General features: G+C 51.8%; 17 protein-coding genes. 1 reads left to right on the plus strand and 16 read right to left on the minus strand.

Annotated features, from left to right (window positions below; all coding sequences use genetic code 11):
• Positions 1-171 precede the first annotated feature (171 nt).
• The 10 genes from BLR97_RS17460 to BLR97_RS17505 all read right to left on the minus strand — a co-directional run bounded on the left by BLR97_RS17460 (position 172) and on the right by BLR97_RS17505 (position 9,013).
• Entirely contained in the window at positions 172-489 is a 318-nt protein-coding gene (locus tag BLR97_RS17460; protein ID WP_089707877.1) for a hypothetical protein, read from the minus strand.
• On the minus strand, positions 473-1,009 hold the full coding sequence (locus tag BLR97_RS17465; RefSeq protein ID WP_089707878.1) for an acyltransferase: 537 nt from the start codon (positions 1,007-1,009) through the stop codon (positions 473-475). Before BLR97_RS17465 ends, BLR97_RS17460 begins: the two co-directional genes overlap by 17 nt.
• Positions 1,006-1,413, minus strand: coding sequence for a sugar 3,4-ketoisomerase (locus tag BLR97_RS17470; protein ID WP_089707880.1), 408 nt, complete (start codon positions 1,411-1,413; stop codon positions 1,006-1,008). The genes BLR97_RS17465 and BLR97_RS17470 overlap by 4 nt, the downstream gene beginning before the upstream one ends.
• Positions 1,410-1,976: a dTDP-4-dehydrorhamnose 3,5-epimerase gene (gene rfbC, locus BLR97_RS17475; protein ID WP_089707882.1), complete on the minus strand. Its 567-nt coding sequence runs from the start codon at positions 1,974-1,976 to the stop codon at positions 1,410-1,412. The genes BLR97_RS17470 and rfbC overlap by 4 nt, the downstream gene beginning before the upstream one ends.
• A gap of 9 nt (positions 1,977-1,985) precedes the next feature.
• On the minus strand, positions 1,986-2,858 hold the full coding sequence (rfbA, locus tag BLR97_RS17480; RefSeq protein WP_089707883.1) for a glucose-1-phosphate thymidylyltransferase RfbA: 873 nt from the start codon (positions 2,856-2,858) through the stop codon (positions 1,986-1,988).
• Positions 2,859-3,731: a dTDP-4-dehydrorhamnose reductase gene (rfbD, locus tag BLR97_RS17485; RefSeq protein WP_089707885.1), complete on the minus strand. Its 873-nt coding sequence runs from the start codon at positions 3,729-3,731 to the stop codon at positions 2,859-2,861.
• The gene (gene rfbB, locus BLR97_RS17490) at positions 3,728-4,801 is read right to left on the minus strand and encodes a dTDP-glucose 4,6-dehydratase (protein WP_089707888.1); all 1,074 of its coding nucleotides are present in this window, start codon (positions 4,799-4,801) and stop codon (positions 3,728-3,730) included. The genes rfbD and rfbB overlap by 4 nt, the downstream gene beginning before the upstream one ends.
• A gap of 566 nt (positions 4,802-5,367) precedes the next feature.
• Complete coding sequence (locus tag BLR97_RS17495; protein WP_089707890.1) at positions 5,368-6,063, minus strand: YveK family protein; 696 nt, start codon at positions 6,061-6,063, stop codon at positions 5,368-5,370.
• Positions 6,064-6,392: 329 nt separating this feature from the next.
• Positions 6,393-7,220: a 3'(2'),5'-bisphosphate nucleotidase CysQ gene (gene cysQ / locus BLR97_RS17500; RefSeq protein WP_244511375.1), complete on the minus strand. Its 828-nt coding sequence runs from the start codon at positions 7,218-7,220 to the stop codon at positions 6,393-6,395.
• A 26-nt stretch (positions 7,221-7,246) separates the two neighbouring features.
• Complete coding sequence (locus BLR97_RS17505; protein ID WP_089707892.1) at positions 7,247-9,013, minus strand: SLC13 family permease; 1,767 nt, start codon at positions 9,011-9,013, stop codon at positions 7,247-7,249.
• A gap of 204 nt (positions 9,014-9,217) precedes the next feature.
• Here BLR97_RS17505 and rfaH point away from each other — a divergent pair, with 204 nt between their 5' ends.
• A complete protein-coding gene (rfaH, locus tag BLR97_RS17510) occupies positions 9,218-9,742 on the plus strand; it encodes a transcription/translation regulatory transformer protein RfaH (RefSeq protein WP_089707894.1) in 525 nt (174 codons plus the stop codon).
• Between the two features lie 458 nt (positions 9,743-10,200).
• On the opposite strand, the gene nadS is transcribed toward rfaH, so the two are convergent.
• The 6 genes from nadS to BLR97_RS17540 all read right to left on the minus strand — a co-directional run bounded on the left by nadS (position 10,201) and on the right by BLR97_RS17540 (position 12,855).
• Positions 10,201-10,485 (minus strand): NadS family protein, encoded by a 285-nt coding sequence (gene nadS / locus BLR97_RS17515; protein WP_089707896.1) that lies wholly within the window; start codon positions 10,483-10,485, stop codon positions 10,201-10,203.
• Positions 10,485-10,820, minus strand: coding sequence for a type II toxin-antitoxin system RelE/ParE family toxin (locus BLR97_RS17520; RefSeq protein WP_089707898.1), 336 nt, complete (start codon positions 10,818-10,820; stop codon positions 10,485-10,487). Before BLR97_RS17520 ends, nadS begins: the two co-directional genes overlap by 1 nt.
• Positions 10,821-11,233: 413 nt before the next feature.
• Positions 11,234-11,665: an RpnC/YadD family protein gene (locus BLR97_RS19840; protein WP_211605183.1), complete on the minus strand. Its 432-nt coding sequence runs from the start codon at positions 11,663-11,665 to the stop codon at positions 11,234-11,236.
• Positions 11,666-11,745: 80 nt separating this feature from the next.
• Positions 11,746-12,225, minus strand: coding sequence for a hypothetical protein (locus BLR97_RS17530; protein WP_089707900.1), 480 nt, complete (start codon positions 12,223-12,225; stop codon positions 11,746-11,748).
• Entirely contained in the window at positions 12,222-12,521 is a 300-nt protein-coding gene (locus BLR97_RS17535) for a nucleotidyltransferase domain-containing protein (RefSeq protein WP_089707902.1), read from the minus strand. Before BLR97_RS17535 ends, BLR97_RS17530 begins: the two co-directional genes overlap by 4 nt.
• A gap of 109 nt (positions 12,522-12,630) precedes the next feature.
• Positions 12,631-12,855: a hypothetical protein gene (locus tag BLR97_RS17540; protein WP_089707904.1), complete on the minus strand. Its 225-nt coding sequence runs from the start codon at positions 12,853-12,855 to the stop codon at positions 12,631-12,633.
• Positions 12,856-13,080: the final 225 nt, after the last annotated feature.

Raw genomic sequence — 13,080 nt, forward strand, 5'->3', positions numbered from 1 at the left:
TCATCTTCGTGCAATTTGCACAGCGCCGATTCGGTGGTGGAACTTGATCACGCCTTTTTGTCTTTCATCTCATCAAAATGTGATTTTACAAAGCCCAGGAGTTAAAAACCGAACTCAAAAACCATAAGGCGCTTACAAGAGCGGCATACCCTGTTTTTATTTGGTTCAGAATCAAGCTTCCCCGGCAGAAGGAAACTTTCCACAGGTCATACACTCGAACGGTTCCGCAAGGTGTGCCATCAATGTGCTCAATGATGAAGTAGTTCTGATTTCCAGCTTAATCGTCGCATTTTTTTTGCTCCACTGCTTATGCGCTTCCACATCTGGTGCAACGGCGGATAGGCAAGCGTTGTAACACTCACCGAAGCGTAGGCTCATGAAGAAATCCGCATCGTTTTCTTCTAATAGTCTCAATCTGAGTGTTTTGCTTTCGAGCTTGTTCATGCCACTAAACTCGCAGTATGAAACATACTCAATCAGCCGCGTCATGTCGTGTCGTTTCGTGTGCAGTAATCTGCATACTTTGAACCGTTGCATCACTTGAATGGGTTTCAATGTAACGCAATATTTTTGCAGGATTACCCGCTACAATGGCACCTGCAGGTACGCTCTTTGTAACCACAGCGCCCGCCCCAATCATAGATGATTCGCCAATCGTGATTCCTGGCAGTAGAGTAGCGTTTGCACCGATACTTGCATAGCGCTTGATGATTATGCCGGAGAATTGCTCCGGATATTCCTTAGAGCGGGGATACGGGTCATTTGTCAGCGTTACATTCGGGCCAATAAACACATCGTCTTCTATGCGGGTACCGTCCCAAAATTGTACACCTGACTTTACGGTTACCCTGTCCCCGACAATGACATCGCCTTCAATCAAAGTTTGAGCGCAAATGTTACAGTGCTGACCAATTTTTGCGCCTTTAAGGATGACCACGAATTGCCAGACCTTTGTGCCCTCGCCTATGGTACAATCTGCCACGTCTGCAAGTGGATGGATAAAGCTCATTGGATCGCTTGCCTTAGGAAGTCGTCGTAATCCCGAATGTAGTCGGATTCGTCGTAGTGTTCGCTCGCCAGCACCAAAAGCACGCAGTTTTTGCTGAAGTCGTGCATTTCCCGCCAAACCATGTCTTCGATCACCATGCCTTTGGTGGGGCAATCCAGCCAGACTTCTTCCCGGTTTGTGCCATCATCCAACACCAAGCGGCATTTTCCGGTTACGCAGATGGCAACTTGTTTTAAATTTTTGTGAGCGTGGTAACCACGGCTTACGCCCTGCTCTGTGTGATAGATGTAATATACGCGCTTGATGTCAAACGGGACGGCTTTTTCCATGCCGATTTCGACGGCCACCAGGCTGCCACGCTCGTCACCAAGGCTCTGGAAGTCGATCCATTTCACCAGGCTCATACGCTTGCACCTTTCTGTTCATACTTTTTAGCCTGAGAAAAGGAACCGGCCTGCTTGTCTTTCTGAGATACAAGCAGCTCTCCGCTGCTATCCAGCGGCCAATCTATCGCTAGCTGATCGTCTGCCCAGTGAATGGCACACTCATACTCCGGTGCGTAAAAGTCTGTGCACTTGTACTGAAAATCCGCCGTGTCACTCGTAACGAGAAAACCATGGGCAAAGCTCGGTGGTACCCATAGCATCCGCTTGTTCTCCTCCGAGAGATATTCCCCTACCCACTGGCCGAAAGTGGGAGAGTTGGTGCGCAGGTCTACAGCTACATCGAAGACTTCGCCTCGAGTTACGCGCACCAGTTTGCCCTGGGGCTGTTTGATCTGGTAATGAAGGCCGCGCAGGGTGTATTTTGCCGAGCGGCTATGATTATCTTGCACGAAGGTGGCGTTTATGCCGGCTTCGCGGAAGGCTTTTTCGTTCCAGGTTTCCATGAAGAAGCCGCGTTCATCTCCGAACACTTTGGGTTCGATGAGTTTTACGGCGGGTATCTTCGTTTCGGTGATTTTCATAGAGTTGGCTTACTTGGCTGTTTTGACCAGTTTTTTCAGGTAGGCGCCGTAGCTGTTCTTTTTGAGGTTTTCTGCCTCCGCCAATAGTTCCTCTTTGCCGATGAAGCCCATGCGGTAGGCCACTTCTTCGAGGCAGGCGATTTTAAGGCCCTGACGCTTTTCCAGGGTTTCGATAAAGCCACTGGCTTCATGGAGCGAGTCGAAAGTGCCAGTGTCCAGCCAGGCGAAGCCACGCCCCAGCAGCTCTACGTTTAAATCCCCTCGTTCCATGTAGGCCTGATTGATACTGGTAATTTCCAGTTCGCCACGCTCTGACGGTTTTACCTGCTTGGCGATGTTGACTACGTCGTTGTCGTAGAAATACAGGCCTGTTACGGCGTAATCAGATTTCGGGCTGGCCGGCTTTTCTTCGATGGAGATGGCGCGTTGCTTGTCGTCAAACTCTACTACACCGAAACGCTCCGGATCGGTGACCTGGTAGCCAAATACAGTGGCTCCCTTATCTCGCCTGGCAGCAGTTTGCAGCATGTTGCTCAGGCCCTGGCCGTAGTAGATGTTGTCGCCCAGCACCAGGCATACTCTGTCGTCGCCTATGAACTCTTCGCCGATGATGAAGGCTTGGGCAAGGCCGTCCGGGCTGGGTTGTGCGGCGTAGCTAAGGTTGATGCCCCACTGGCTACCGTCATTGAGTAGACGCTGGAAGCCATCCTGGTCTTCGGGAGTGGTGATTACGAGGATGTCCCGGATGCCCGCCAGCATGAGTACTGAGAGCGGATAATAGATCATCGGTTTGTCGTACACCGGGAGGAGTTGCTTGGAGATGCCTCGGGTAATTGGGTAGAGACGGGTGCCGGAGCCGCCGGCCAGGATGATCCCTTTCATTTACTTCTCCAGATATTCGTTCAATGTAAGTGACAATTCAGCTCTCCAATCTTGGAACTGGATGTTTAGAGCGTTTTCCAGTTTGGTTGTGTCCATCCGCGAATTCAGAGGCCTAGTTGCGGGCGTGGGATAGCAGCTAGTGGGGATAGGTTTGGCATCCTCGGAGCCCATCGTTAGCTGCTCACCATACTCTTGCGCTTGCCGGAAAATTTCTTGAGCAAAGCCATGCCAACTAGTTTCGCCCTTGGGAGCCAGGTGGTAGAGGCCTTTGTCAAGTTGGCTGTGGAGGGCCAGGGTGGTTACCTGTGCGATCAACCTTGCCGGTGTTGGAGCGCCGATCTGATCGCACACAATACTGAGTTCAGTTTTGTTTTTAGCTAAGCGCAGCATAGTTTTCATAAAATTATTACCGCGCGCGCTGTAAACCCAACTGGTGCGGAAAATCAAATAATTTGCGCCGCTTTTCGCAATGTCTTGATCACCTCGCAGCTTGGTTCCACCATAAATGTTTAACGGGCCAGTAGGGCTATTTTCTTGCCAAGTATGACCGCCACCTCCCGGGTATACATAGTCACTGCTGTAATGCACCAAACGAGCGCTCTTGGCTGCTACGTAATTGGCTAGTTGTTTGGGCAAACCAGCGTTCAGACGCTCGGCTTCAGTCCGATGCTCCTCGGCGGCGTCTACGGCCGTCCACGCAGCGGCATTTACAATCAAACTTGGCTTTGTAGTCGTCAGGCAGTTGGCTACAGCTTCTTCACTCAATAGATCCAGCTTATCTCTGCCTGGGGCCATGACATTACCCAGTGAAGAAAGCGTGCGGTGAAGTTCGAAACCGACTTGCCCTGTTTTGCCTAAGAGTAAAATACTCACTCACCACCACCTAAGCGCTCTCGTTGGTAGCTTCCGTCTTGCACTCGCTGGCACCAATCAAGATTACCCAGATACCACTGTACAGTTTTACAAATGCCGGTTTCGAAGGTTTCTTGTGGGGCCCAGCCCAGCTCTTCCTGTATTTTGCTGGCATCGATGGCGTAGCGCATGTCGTGACCAGGACGGTCTTTTACGTAGGTGATCAGGTCGCGGTAATGGGCTTCCTGTGGTCGCAATTCCTGAAGGATGTCGCACAGGGTGCGCACTACATCAATGTTCTGTTTTTCGTTATGCCCACCAATGTTGTATGTCTCCCCCACGCGCCCTTCGGTGACAACTTTATAAAGTGCACGGGCGTGATCTTCGACATACAGCCAATCGCGGATCTGATCACCTTTTCCGTATACAGGCAGCGGCTTGCCTTCCAGTGCATTAAGGATTATCAGCGGGATGAGTTTTTCCGGGAAGTGGTAGGGGCCGTAGTTGTTGCTGCAATTGGTGACCAATGTTGGCAAGCCGTAGGTACGTCGCCATGCGCGCACTAAGTGATCAGAACTGGCCTTGCTCGCACTGTAGGGACTACTGGGTGCGTAAGGAGTCGTTTCTTTAAATAGATACTCTTCCGCATTGGCATTTTCAGCGGGATGCGGCAAATCGCCGTAGACTTCATCGGTACTAATATGGTGAAAGCGAAATGCTTGCTGCTTTTCATTATCTAGTCCTTGCCAGTATTGGCGAGTGGCTTCCAGCAGAATGTAGGTCCCGAATATATTGGTCTCAATAAAATCTGCCGGGCCGTCGATAGAGCGGTCAACATGACTCTCTGCCGCAAGATGCATCACCGCACTCGGCTGATGCTCATGAAATACGCGATTAAGTTCATTACGATTATTGATATCTACCTGCTCGAAGGCATAACGATCACTATCACTAATGTGATCCAGCGATTCGAGATTGCCTGCGTAAGTCAGCTTGTCGACGTTAATCACACTATCATTGGTGTTTTGAATTATGTGGCGAATAACTGCAGAGCCGATAAAGCCCGCCCCGCCGGTTACTAATAATTTCATAAAAGCTGTCCATCAGTTTGCTTTCTCAAACGTTGCCAGGTGATCCAGGGTCTATAGTGATATTTAAACAACCAAAATACGCAGCACACCGGGCTAAGCTAAGAAGTTCTTTTAATGAGATTGAAAATCTGTGCCAAACAACAATGCTTCAATTTAGGAAGAGTTATTTAGCCTAATAAAACTTATTACTAAGTGATCTAGCTTAAATCTTGCTAGAAAGATCGCCTAAACAAGCCGCCTCTTGGGCGATTTTCTGCAATTTTGCATGTTTTGGCTTTTCATCGTACGTACTGCAATTTTGCAGACATGCTCTGCATTTCGAAAAACGGCTTACTTCTGCCAGCACAATATTCTCCCGCCCAACCCTGCAATTTTGCAGGGTTGAGCATTTCGTCGAATGCCCTGAAATCTTGCAGACTGACACTGCATTTTCGCCAACCTCAACTCATAGTAACTCATCGTAAATTATTGATTAACAAGGGTTTTTCTGATAAGGCGGGGGTTATCAAAACCTTTAACCGGATAAAGTTTACCGAAAGACAACCCATACCCTTTACCTGCCACTTTTAAGCTTCTTTTTCTGCAGTAAGGCTTTCTCGCACACGGAATACAAATTCTGCAAGAAAGGCCATGACTATCCCGGCCAAACCGCCTAACATAATGCCTAGCACTACAATCAGTTTACTATTAACACCTTGTTTCGCTTCGGTAGGTTGTTCTGTTTCTACGGCTAAAGCCACAACCTCTGATGGAATTAATTGCGTTATTTGGCGTCCCTGAAATATAGAAGATAGCTGGTGGTTAAGACTTTGCTGAAGGCTTTCATGCCTTTCAACAATTGGTGTCGTCAGAGCTTCGTGAAAGTCAGTAATAACTTTGTTTTTCCCACTCTCAGTGATAACGGTGACAATATTTGAATTGTCAGCATAGCTGGCTTTGGCTGTGAGCGAATCAAACTGTTCATTCTGCTGTATTACCTTTGGAATTATTGCACCGTTAAGCTGCTCAATAATTGAAGGCAAGGGTTCAATCAAATGGGAAGGAGTTTTGTAGCCTACTGCTAGCTGTGTAGTGTACTGGTAAAGACTTTCCTGAATCGGCGTTTTGCCGCTTTGGAGTAGCACCCAGCCACCTGATGCCAACACTACCACTACAAACGTAATCACAAACCACCAGCGGCGATGAATTAGGATTTTGGCTAGATCGATAAGGGAAATTTCATCGTCCTTGTAGGTACTGCGTAGGGGCTGCTCAATGCTCACTGCTTTGACCTCACTGGATAACGTTTAGGCACGCTACCGCCCGGGGATGTTCCGGACGCATTCCCATGCCCTGCTTTTTATATATGCCACGTGCTGTGTTTACGCCAGATTGTTAGTAACCACTCACACACAAGGCAGTTATAAATTAATCGGCATGATACATTTTCTTAATGATGGGTACTACGTTGACGCGGGGTTGGTTGTGTGCCGCTGTTGGTGCATGCGTGTAGATGGTTTGATCGCTCGACAAGTCGTGCTCCTACGAACACCTGTTGGGTGGTGCCGTTGGTTCGTGCTTGTCGATGGTCTGATCGCCCAATGAATTGGTTCTACTGGGCCGTCACTTTGTTTAGCGCGTTTTCCCAGCGGGTGTCGCGCTGGCCGCACACGATAAAATGAGGGTTGAGCAGGCTTTCCTGCTGGTTGCAGCGTAGCGGCTCTAACGTGTGGGCGTTGAGTACTTCGCCGCCTGCGGCGGTGACGACGGCCTGGGCGGCGGCGGTGTCCCACTCAGAGGTGGGAGCAAGGCGTGGGTATAGATCGGCTTTGCCTTCCGCTACCAGGCACAGCTTGATCGAGCTGCCCATGGTGACGCGCTCGTGCTTTGGCAGGCCCGCGCAGAAGTTTTCAAATGCTTCCGCACCGTGGGAGCGGCTGCCGAAGACCTTCCAGGGTGCCTCTTCGGGGTCTGGCAGTTCACGCACCTGAAGGTTGATGTAGATGCCCTGCTCAATCTTGAAGACTTCACCGCCTACCTGCCCAACCCAGGTGTTTTGCAGCACCGGCGCGTAGACAATGCCGAATACCGGCACGCCGTTTTCGATCAGCGCCACGTTCAGGGTAAACTCGCCGTTCTTGTTGACGAACTCTTTGGTGCCGTCCAACGGGTCGACCAGCCAGTAGCGCTGCCATTCTTGGCGAGTGGCAAAAGGGATCTCGCCAGACTCTTCAGACAGTACCGGCACATCAGGCGTCAGCCCTTCCAGCAACGCAACCAGCGCGTGATGCGCGGCCATATCGGCTTCGGTCAGCGGGCTTTGGTCGGCTTTGGTCTCGACCGAGAAATCAGTCTGATAAATCGCCATTACCTCACGCCCGGCGGCGTGTACGCCTTCGATCAGGCGGGCGCGTATTGCATTCGAGATAAAAGCAGTCACGGAACATCCTTAAACATGGGTAACGATTAAAACGACCATACCAGCGGCACCAGGCCGATGACGGTGGCGGCCACTAGCACGCTGAGCGGTGCCCCCAGGCGTAGGTAGTCGCTAAAGCGGTAGCCGCCGGGGCCAAGTACCATCAGGTTGGTTTGGTAACCCAGCGGGGTCATAAAGCTTGCCGAGGCGGCGAACATGATGGCGATGGCAAAGGGTAAAAAGTTAACGCCTAGCTGGTCGGCCACCGAGACGGCAATGGGAAACATCAGCACGGCGGCGGCGTTGTTGGTGATCAGCTCGGTGAATATCACCGTCATCAGGTACACCAGCGCTAGCGCCATCCAGGGGGCCAGGTCATCGGCCATCAGCAACCATTGAGCCACCTGGGCGGCCGCACCGGTCTCCGTCATGCCTGCGCCCAGTGCGAAAGACGCGGCGATGACGATGAGCACGGATAGATCGATGTAGCGGCGCGCTTTGCTCATGGGCACGCAGCGGGTCACCAGCATGCCGCCGCTGGCGAGTAGCGCGGCTTCCAGAATCGACAGCAGCCCTAGGGCGCTTAACGACACCATGGCCCCCAGAATACCCAGCGCGATGGGCGCCTTGCGGAAATCCGGCGGGGTGGAGTCGTTCAGGCTACTGACCAGCAGGAAGTCTTTGCGGTACCGGTACTGGTCGACAAAGTCGTGGGTGGTTTCCAGCAGCAAGGTATCGCCCACTTGCAGTGTGGCGGTGCCCAGCTTGCCGGGCAGGCTTTTACCGTGGCGCGAGATCGACAGAATCACCGCCTGGTAGCGGGAGCGAAACCGCGAGTCTTTAACGCTTTGCCCCAGCCCGCCAAAATCCGGGCCGATGACCGCTTCCACCAGGCAGCGCCGGTGATGGGCAATATCCAGCTTGTGGATATCGCCGCTGGCGGGTTTTAGGCCCCGAATGCGGCGCAGCTCCCGGGCGCATTCCGGCGCGCCAATAAACATCAGTATATCGCCTGCCTTGAGCACCGCTTCCGGCGGTACGCTGTTGAGCAATTCCCCATCGCGCTCAATGTCGGCCAGGTAGCCGTTCGCCAGGCTGCGTAGCCCGGCCTCGGCAATTGTTTTGCCTACCAGCGGCCCTTTGGCTTCTACTTCAACATCCACCACGTATTCGCGGGCTTGCTCAAGCTGTTCTAAAACGCCTTGGCGGTCGGGCAGTAGCTTGTTGGTAAAAAAGTACAGAAAGGTGCCGCCGACGAGCACTAGCGGCACGCCCACCCAGGCCAGTGAAAACATCGAGAGGCTGACGCCGCGCTCGGTTTGCAGCAGGCCATCTACCACCAGGTTGGTACTGGTGCCAATCAGCGTACAGGTGCCGCCGATAATCGCCGCGTAGCTCAGCGGCAGCAACAGCTTGCCCGGCGGGAGTTTTAGCCGTGCCGCCCATTCCTGTATCGCGGGGATGAACATGGCGACCACAGTGGTGTTGTTCATAAAGGCGCTGAGCCCGGCGGCGGGCAGTAATACGCGTAGCTGAGCTTGGCGTAGCTGCGTGGGTTGGCCCAGTAGGCGGTGGGCCAGCCATTGAATCGCCCCGGTTTCTTTCAGCCCTGCCGCCACCACGTAAAGCGTGGCAATGGTAATCACCCCGGGGTTGGAAAACCCTTGTAGCGCTTGAGCGGGAGTTAGCGTACCGCTGATGACCAGGCACCCCAGGGCGGACATCAAGATGGCATCGGGGGCAATGCGGGTAAATGCGAGGGCGGCTAGCGTGGCCACGACCACGAACAGGGTAAAAATAGCCGCGACTTCCATAGTGCTCCGTCTTAAAAAAACCGTTTAGGCACGCTACCGCCCGGGGATTGTTCCGGACGCTTTCCCTTGCCCTGGTCTTGATTAACATTTGGTGTGCCGACGGCGTGGTTTGCTGCGTTCGGCCACTGCGATTTTGTTACAATGCGCTCTTACCCCAAGAGTAGACAACCTCATGGGTTAACTCATTCTACCGCAAGGAGAGACATGACCCTTTACGATAGCCAAGCCAACGCAGAATGCGCGCAATGGTACCTTATCCAGTGTAAGGGGGGCGAGTCTTTCCGCGCGGCTAGCCAGTTGGAAAACCAGGGCTATCATGTCTTTCACCCGGTGTTGGCCGTGCAGCGAAAACGTCGTGGCAAACTGGTGTGGCTCACGGAACCGCTCTTCCCGCATTATCTGTTTATTGAGCTTGATCAGGTGGCCAGCAACTGGCGGCCCATCCGCTCTACACGGGGTGTTTTGCGCCTGGTGACCTTTGGCGACCAGCCCGCTGCCGTGCCCTCGCACATTGTGGAGACGTTACGCCAGAATAGTGTTGAAGATGAGAGCTCAAAAGAGGTGTATTTTCACGTGGGCGATGCCGTGGAAGTCACCGAAGGGGCGTTCAAAGGCCAGCTTGCGCAGCTCACCGAGCTGAAAGGCCAGGATCGCGCCCTTCTTCTCCTTACCTTATTAAACCGCCCCCAGCAGGTAGAAGTTCCCATCGCGCATTTGCAGAAGCAGTGAATGATGCCATTAGATGACCTGATCGCCAGGTAGGAGTGCAATTCATTGCGCGATCAGGAAAGGATCTTGGGAGAGGGTGAGAACGTTTATAGATAATGATCGCGCGAGAAATATCGGTCTTACAAAAAACTGGATGGCTTCGAGGCACCGAGGGTGAACGCCGGCAGATGGCCTGATCGCCCGGTAGGAGCGCAATTCATTGCGCGATCAGCAAGGATCGAGGCGCGAGGGTGAACGCTTGTAGATAATCTGATCGCCCGATAAATCGGGCTCTTACAAAAAACTGGATGGCTTCGAGGCACCGAGGGTGAACGCCGGCAGATGGCCTGATCGCCCGGTAGGAGCGCAATTCATTGCGCGATCAGCAAGCATCAGGGCGCCGAAGGTGAACGCTGGTAGATGGCCTGATCACCCGACAAGTCGGGCTTCTACAAGGGGGCAGGTGCAGGCATGGGCAATCAGTGTGAAGCCAGCTCGTTAAAGAACGAAGGGTTTTCTTGAATGGTCGCGAGCACCTTCGCTGCCAGCCCCGTTGGATTGCGACGTTTAGTCTCCCAGCTTTTAATGGTATCAATACTGGTGCCCATTGCGTCGGCAAACTCAGCTTGGGATACATGCAATTTCGCGCGAATCGCTCTGACATCTGCCACTTCGTGGCGAGTCTCTCGGCTGGCTTGAGCCTTACCCTTTTTAATCTCGACAGCTTCTTGCAGCGATGTATTGAGCTCATCAAAAATACTCATCAAGAAACCTCCTCTCTTAACTGCTGGGTAAGTGTTTTCAGCGTGGCCTTTTCAGAAGGCGTCAAACTGTCTTTCACATTTTTAGGATAAGCCAATATCAGGTAAATGACCTCAGCGGTAGCCAGAAAGTAAATAACACGAGCGCCACCTCGTTTACCCTTATGCCCCAATGCCATACGAACCTTGCGCAGCCCTCCTGTACCTTGAATCAGGTCACCCTTGTCTGGCTGCGCAATAAGCGTTAACTGAAGCTCCTTTAGCTCGTCATCAGAGGCAATAGTATCGATTTGCCTAGTGAACGTAGGCGTTTCAATAAACTCTATGGCGTGAGTCACCTTTATCTGCTTCCTCTGACCAGTATGCTTATAGTGTACAAAGTACACAATCAAAATCGAAATGTCGATATATAATTAACATCTGACGACGGAAGTGGCCTGACCGCCACGTAGGAGCGCAATTCATTGCGCGATCAGGAAGGATCATGGTGCCGAGGGTGAACGCTGTTAGATAGTCTGATCGCCCGATAAATCGGGCTCTTACAAAAAACTGGATGGCTTCGAGGCGCCGAGGGTGAATGCTGGTAGATGGCCTGATCGCCCGGTAGGAGCGCAATTCATTGCGCGATCAGCAATGATCAAGGCGCCGAGGGCGAATGCTTGTAGGTAGTCTGATCGCCCGACAAGTCGAGCTCTTAGCTGGGTGCATGCAGTGGGTTTTGTAAGTGCACTCATAATGGCGTATTGAAAAGTTACTTAAATATGTCGCCCAAGTGTTCCGCAAACAGCGTATCGCGCATCCAGGTTTTAAGCTGATCATGCTCCGCCCGTTCAATCCGAACTTCTACCCATGAGGGCACGTCGCTAAATTTAAGCTTCACTAGCGAGCGAAGGTTATCGCGCGCTTCATCGAGGCGACCTTCTTGACGACCTTCCAAACGTCCTTTTTCTTCCCAGCGCTCAGGCCATTGTTTAATGCGTTCTGCCAACATGTGATGTACCTCATGTAGCTCGTGTAAGTTGTTGAACTCGGGCAATTCCATCTCGGGCGCCCGGTTAGGCAGCAGTACTCGGCGTATCCATACCACAAAGGCTCGACGAAGCGCCGTTTGCTCAGAGGCTTTAAGCCATTCTACCAGGCTGCCCAGCACTTCCAGACGTATTGGGACGTGGTGAAGGAACACACCAAGTAGCCCAATTCAATGGGCGATCAGGAAGAGTCGTGACGGCAACCAGGTATCAGTTGGATCGCTTAAATTTAGTGTTATTCCTCCAGCAACTCCCACACCTGTCCTCCAAGCTTATCCGCGAACTGTTCAAGCACTGTTTTGTTGTTATGCGCTGTAGAAAGCGCATCAAACAGGGTCTGCGTGTCTTCAATATATTCGTGGATCATCTGGTTGCGTAGTTGCCTGAGGGCGATCCATTGCTCAGAGGATGCCAACCAATCGTACTTTTCTGCCTTTTCAAGGTTAATAAGCAACGCCCGATCTGGCTCGCCCAGAGCTTTTAGCAGCGCTGGTAACAGCTTATCTCCGAGGGTATCTTGCAAACGACAAAATCGACTGACAAATGCTTCTACTTTCATCGCTAGTTCAGGGGTTTTATCCAGATCTTCAACAGCGTCATAAGTTAAAAGCCCACCAAAAACCTGATTGTCTGCATATTCTAGATGCTTGATTTCTTTATCGACTACACGGCTCAGAAATCTCAGTCTTTCTTGGCTCTCTGGCGATAAATTCACAGCGCTATCCCTTGCGACTTGGCAACCTGATGAATGGCAGCTCTCGGCATATTGGGTGCGTCCAGAAGCACGTCTATTTTCCTGTCACCCAATTGCTTGATGATTTTTGCCTGCAACTGTGCGACGTCCCATGCCGGGTGTTCAACGACGTTATTAAGCGACACCAGCAAGTCGATATCACCGCCTTTAGCATTATCATCCGTTCTTGAACCGAACAGAGAGACCTCTGCCTGGGGCCCAAAAACTGCCTTGACCGATGCTTTGATTATCTGGATTTCGTGAGCATTCAATCTCATGGCATGGCCACCTAATGATAATGCTGGCTTTGACTATTGAGACTGCTTGGTAGCTGTTCATTGCAAAGTTTGGCGTCGCAAGAGAATTGCATTTGTATCAAGCAGATATTTACCATTCATCCCGCAATTCCCTTTGAAGCTCAACAGCACCCTGTTCTTTAAACGCGCTTATCCCAGCACCACTAAAATCTAATGTTGATGCAGGCAGCTCCTTAATGGGGCTGTCTTTCACCATCACCACAATATGCGCGTGATGGTTTTGAAGTTCGTCGTATTCAGGCGGAATCGTTACCACGCCGTTTTTAATATCTGCTTCGAATTCAATTGAATACATGGTATCTCTCCCCACCAGTCACTCATACGGCCCTTCATAGACCAGCGATCACGCCAAGCCAAGCGTTTTTACCACGTGGCAGGGAGCTTACTTGAATATGTCGCCCAGATGTTCCGCAAACAACGTATCGCGCATCCAGGTTTTAAGCTGATCATGCTCCGCCTGTTCAATCCGAACTTCTACCCATGAGGGCACGTCGCTAAATTTAAGCTTCACTAGCGAGCG

It is taken from the genome of Vreelandella arcis (assembly GCF_900103865.1).
GTDB lineage: Bacteria > Pseudomonadota > Gammaproteobacteria > Pseudomonadales > Halomonadaceae > Vreelandella > Vreelandella arcis.

Bases quoted from the DNA above. Each gene is read 5' to 3' on its own strand.
- rfaH (WP_089707894.1), top strand. From the start codon at position 9,218: ATGACCCTTTACGATAGCCAAGCCAACGCAGAATGCGCGCAATGGTAC.
- BLR97_RS17540 (WP_089707904.1), bottom strand. From the start codon at position 12,855: ATGTATTCAATTGAATTCGAAGCAGATATTAAAAACGGCGTGGTAACG.
- BLR97_RS17535 (WP_089707902.1), bottom strand. From the start codon at position 12,521: ATGAGATTGAATGCTCACGAAATCCAGATAATCAAAGCATCGGTCAAG.
- BLR97_RS17460 (WP_089707877.1), bottom strand. From the start codon at position 489: ATGACGCGGCTGATTGAGTATGTTTCATACTGCGAGTTTAGTGGCATG.
- rfbB (WP_089707888.1), bottom strand. From the start codon at position 4,801: ATGAAATTATTAGTAACCGGCGGGGCGGGCTTTATCGGCTCTGCAGTT.
- BLR97_RS17465 (WP_089707878.1), bottom strand. From the start codon at position 1,009: ATGAGCTTTATCCATCCACTTGCAGACGTGGCAGATTGTACCATAGGC.
- rfbC (WP_089707882.1), bottom strand. From the start codon at position 1,976: ATGAAAATCACCGAAACGAAGATACCCGCCGTAAAACTCATCGAACCC.
- BLR97_RS17470 (WP_089707880.1), bottom strand. From the start codon at position 1,413: ATGAGCCTGGTGAAATGGATCGACTTCCAGAGCCTTGGTGACGAGCGT.
- rfbA (WP_089707883.1), bottom strand. From the start codon at position 2,858: ATGAAAGGGATCATCCTGGCCGGCGGCTCCGGCACCCGTCTCTACCCA.
- BLR97_RS17505 (WP_089707892.1), bottom strand. From the start codon at position 9,013: ATGGAAGTCGCGGCTATTTTTACCCTGTTCGTGGTCGTGGCCACGCTA.
- nadS (WP_089707896.1), bottom strand. From the start codon at position 10,485: ATGAGTATTTTTGATGAGCTCAATACATCGCTGCAAGAAGCTGTCGAG.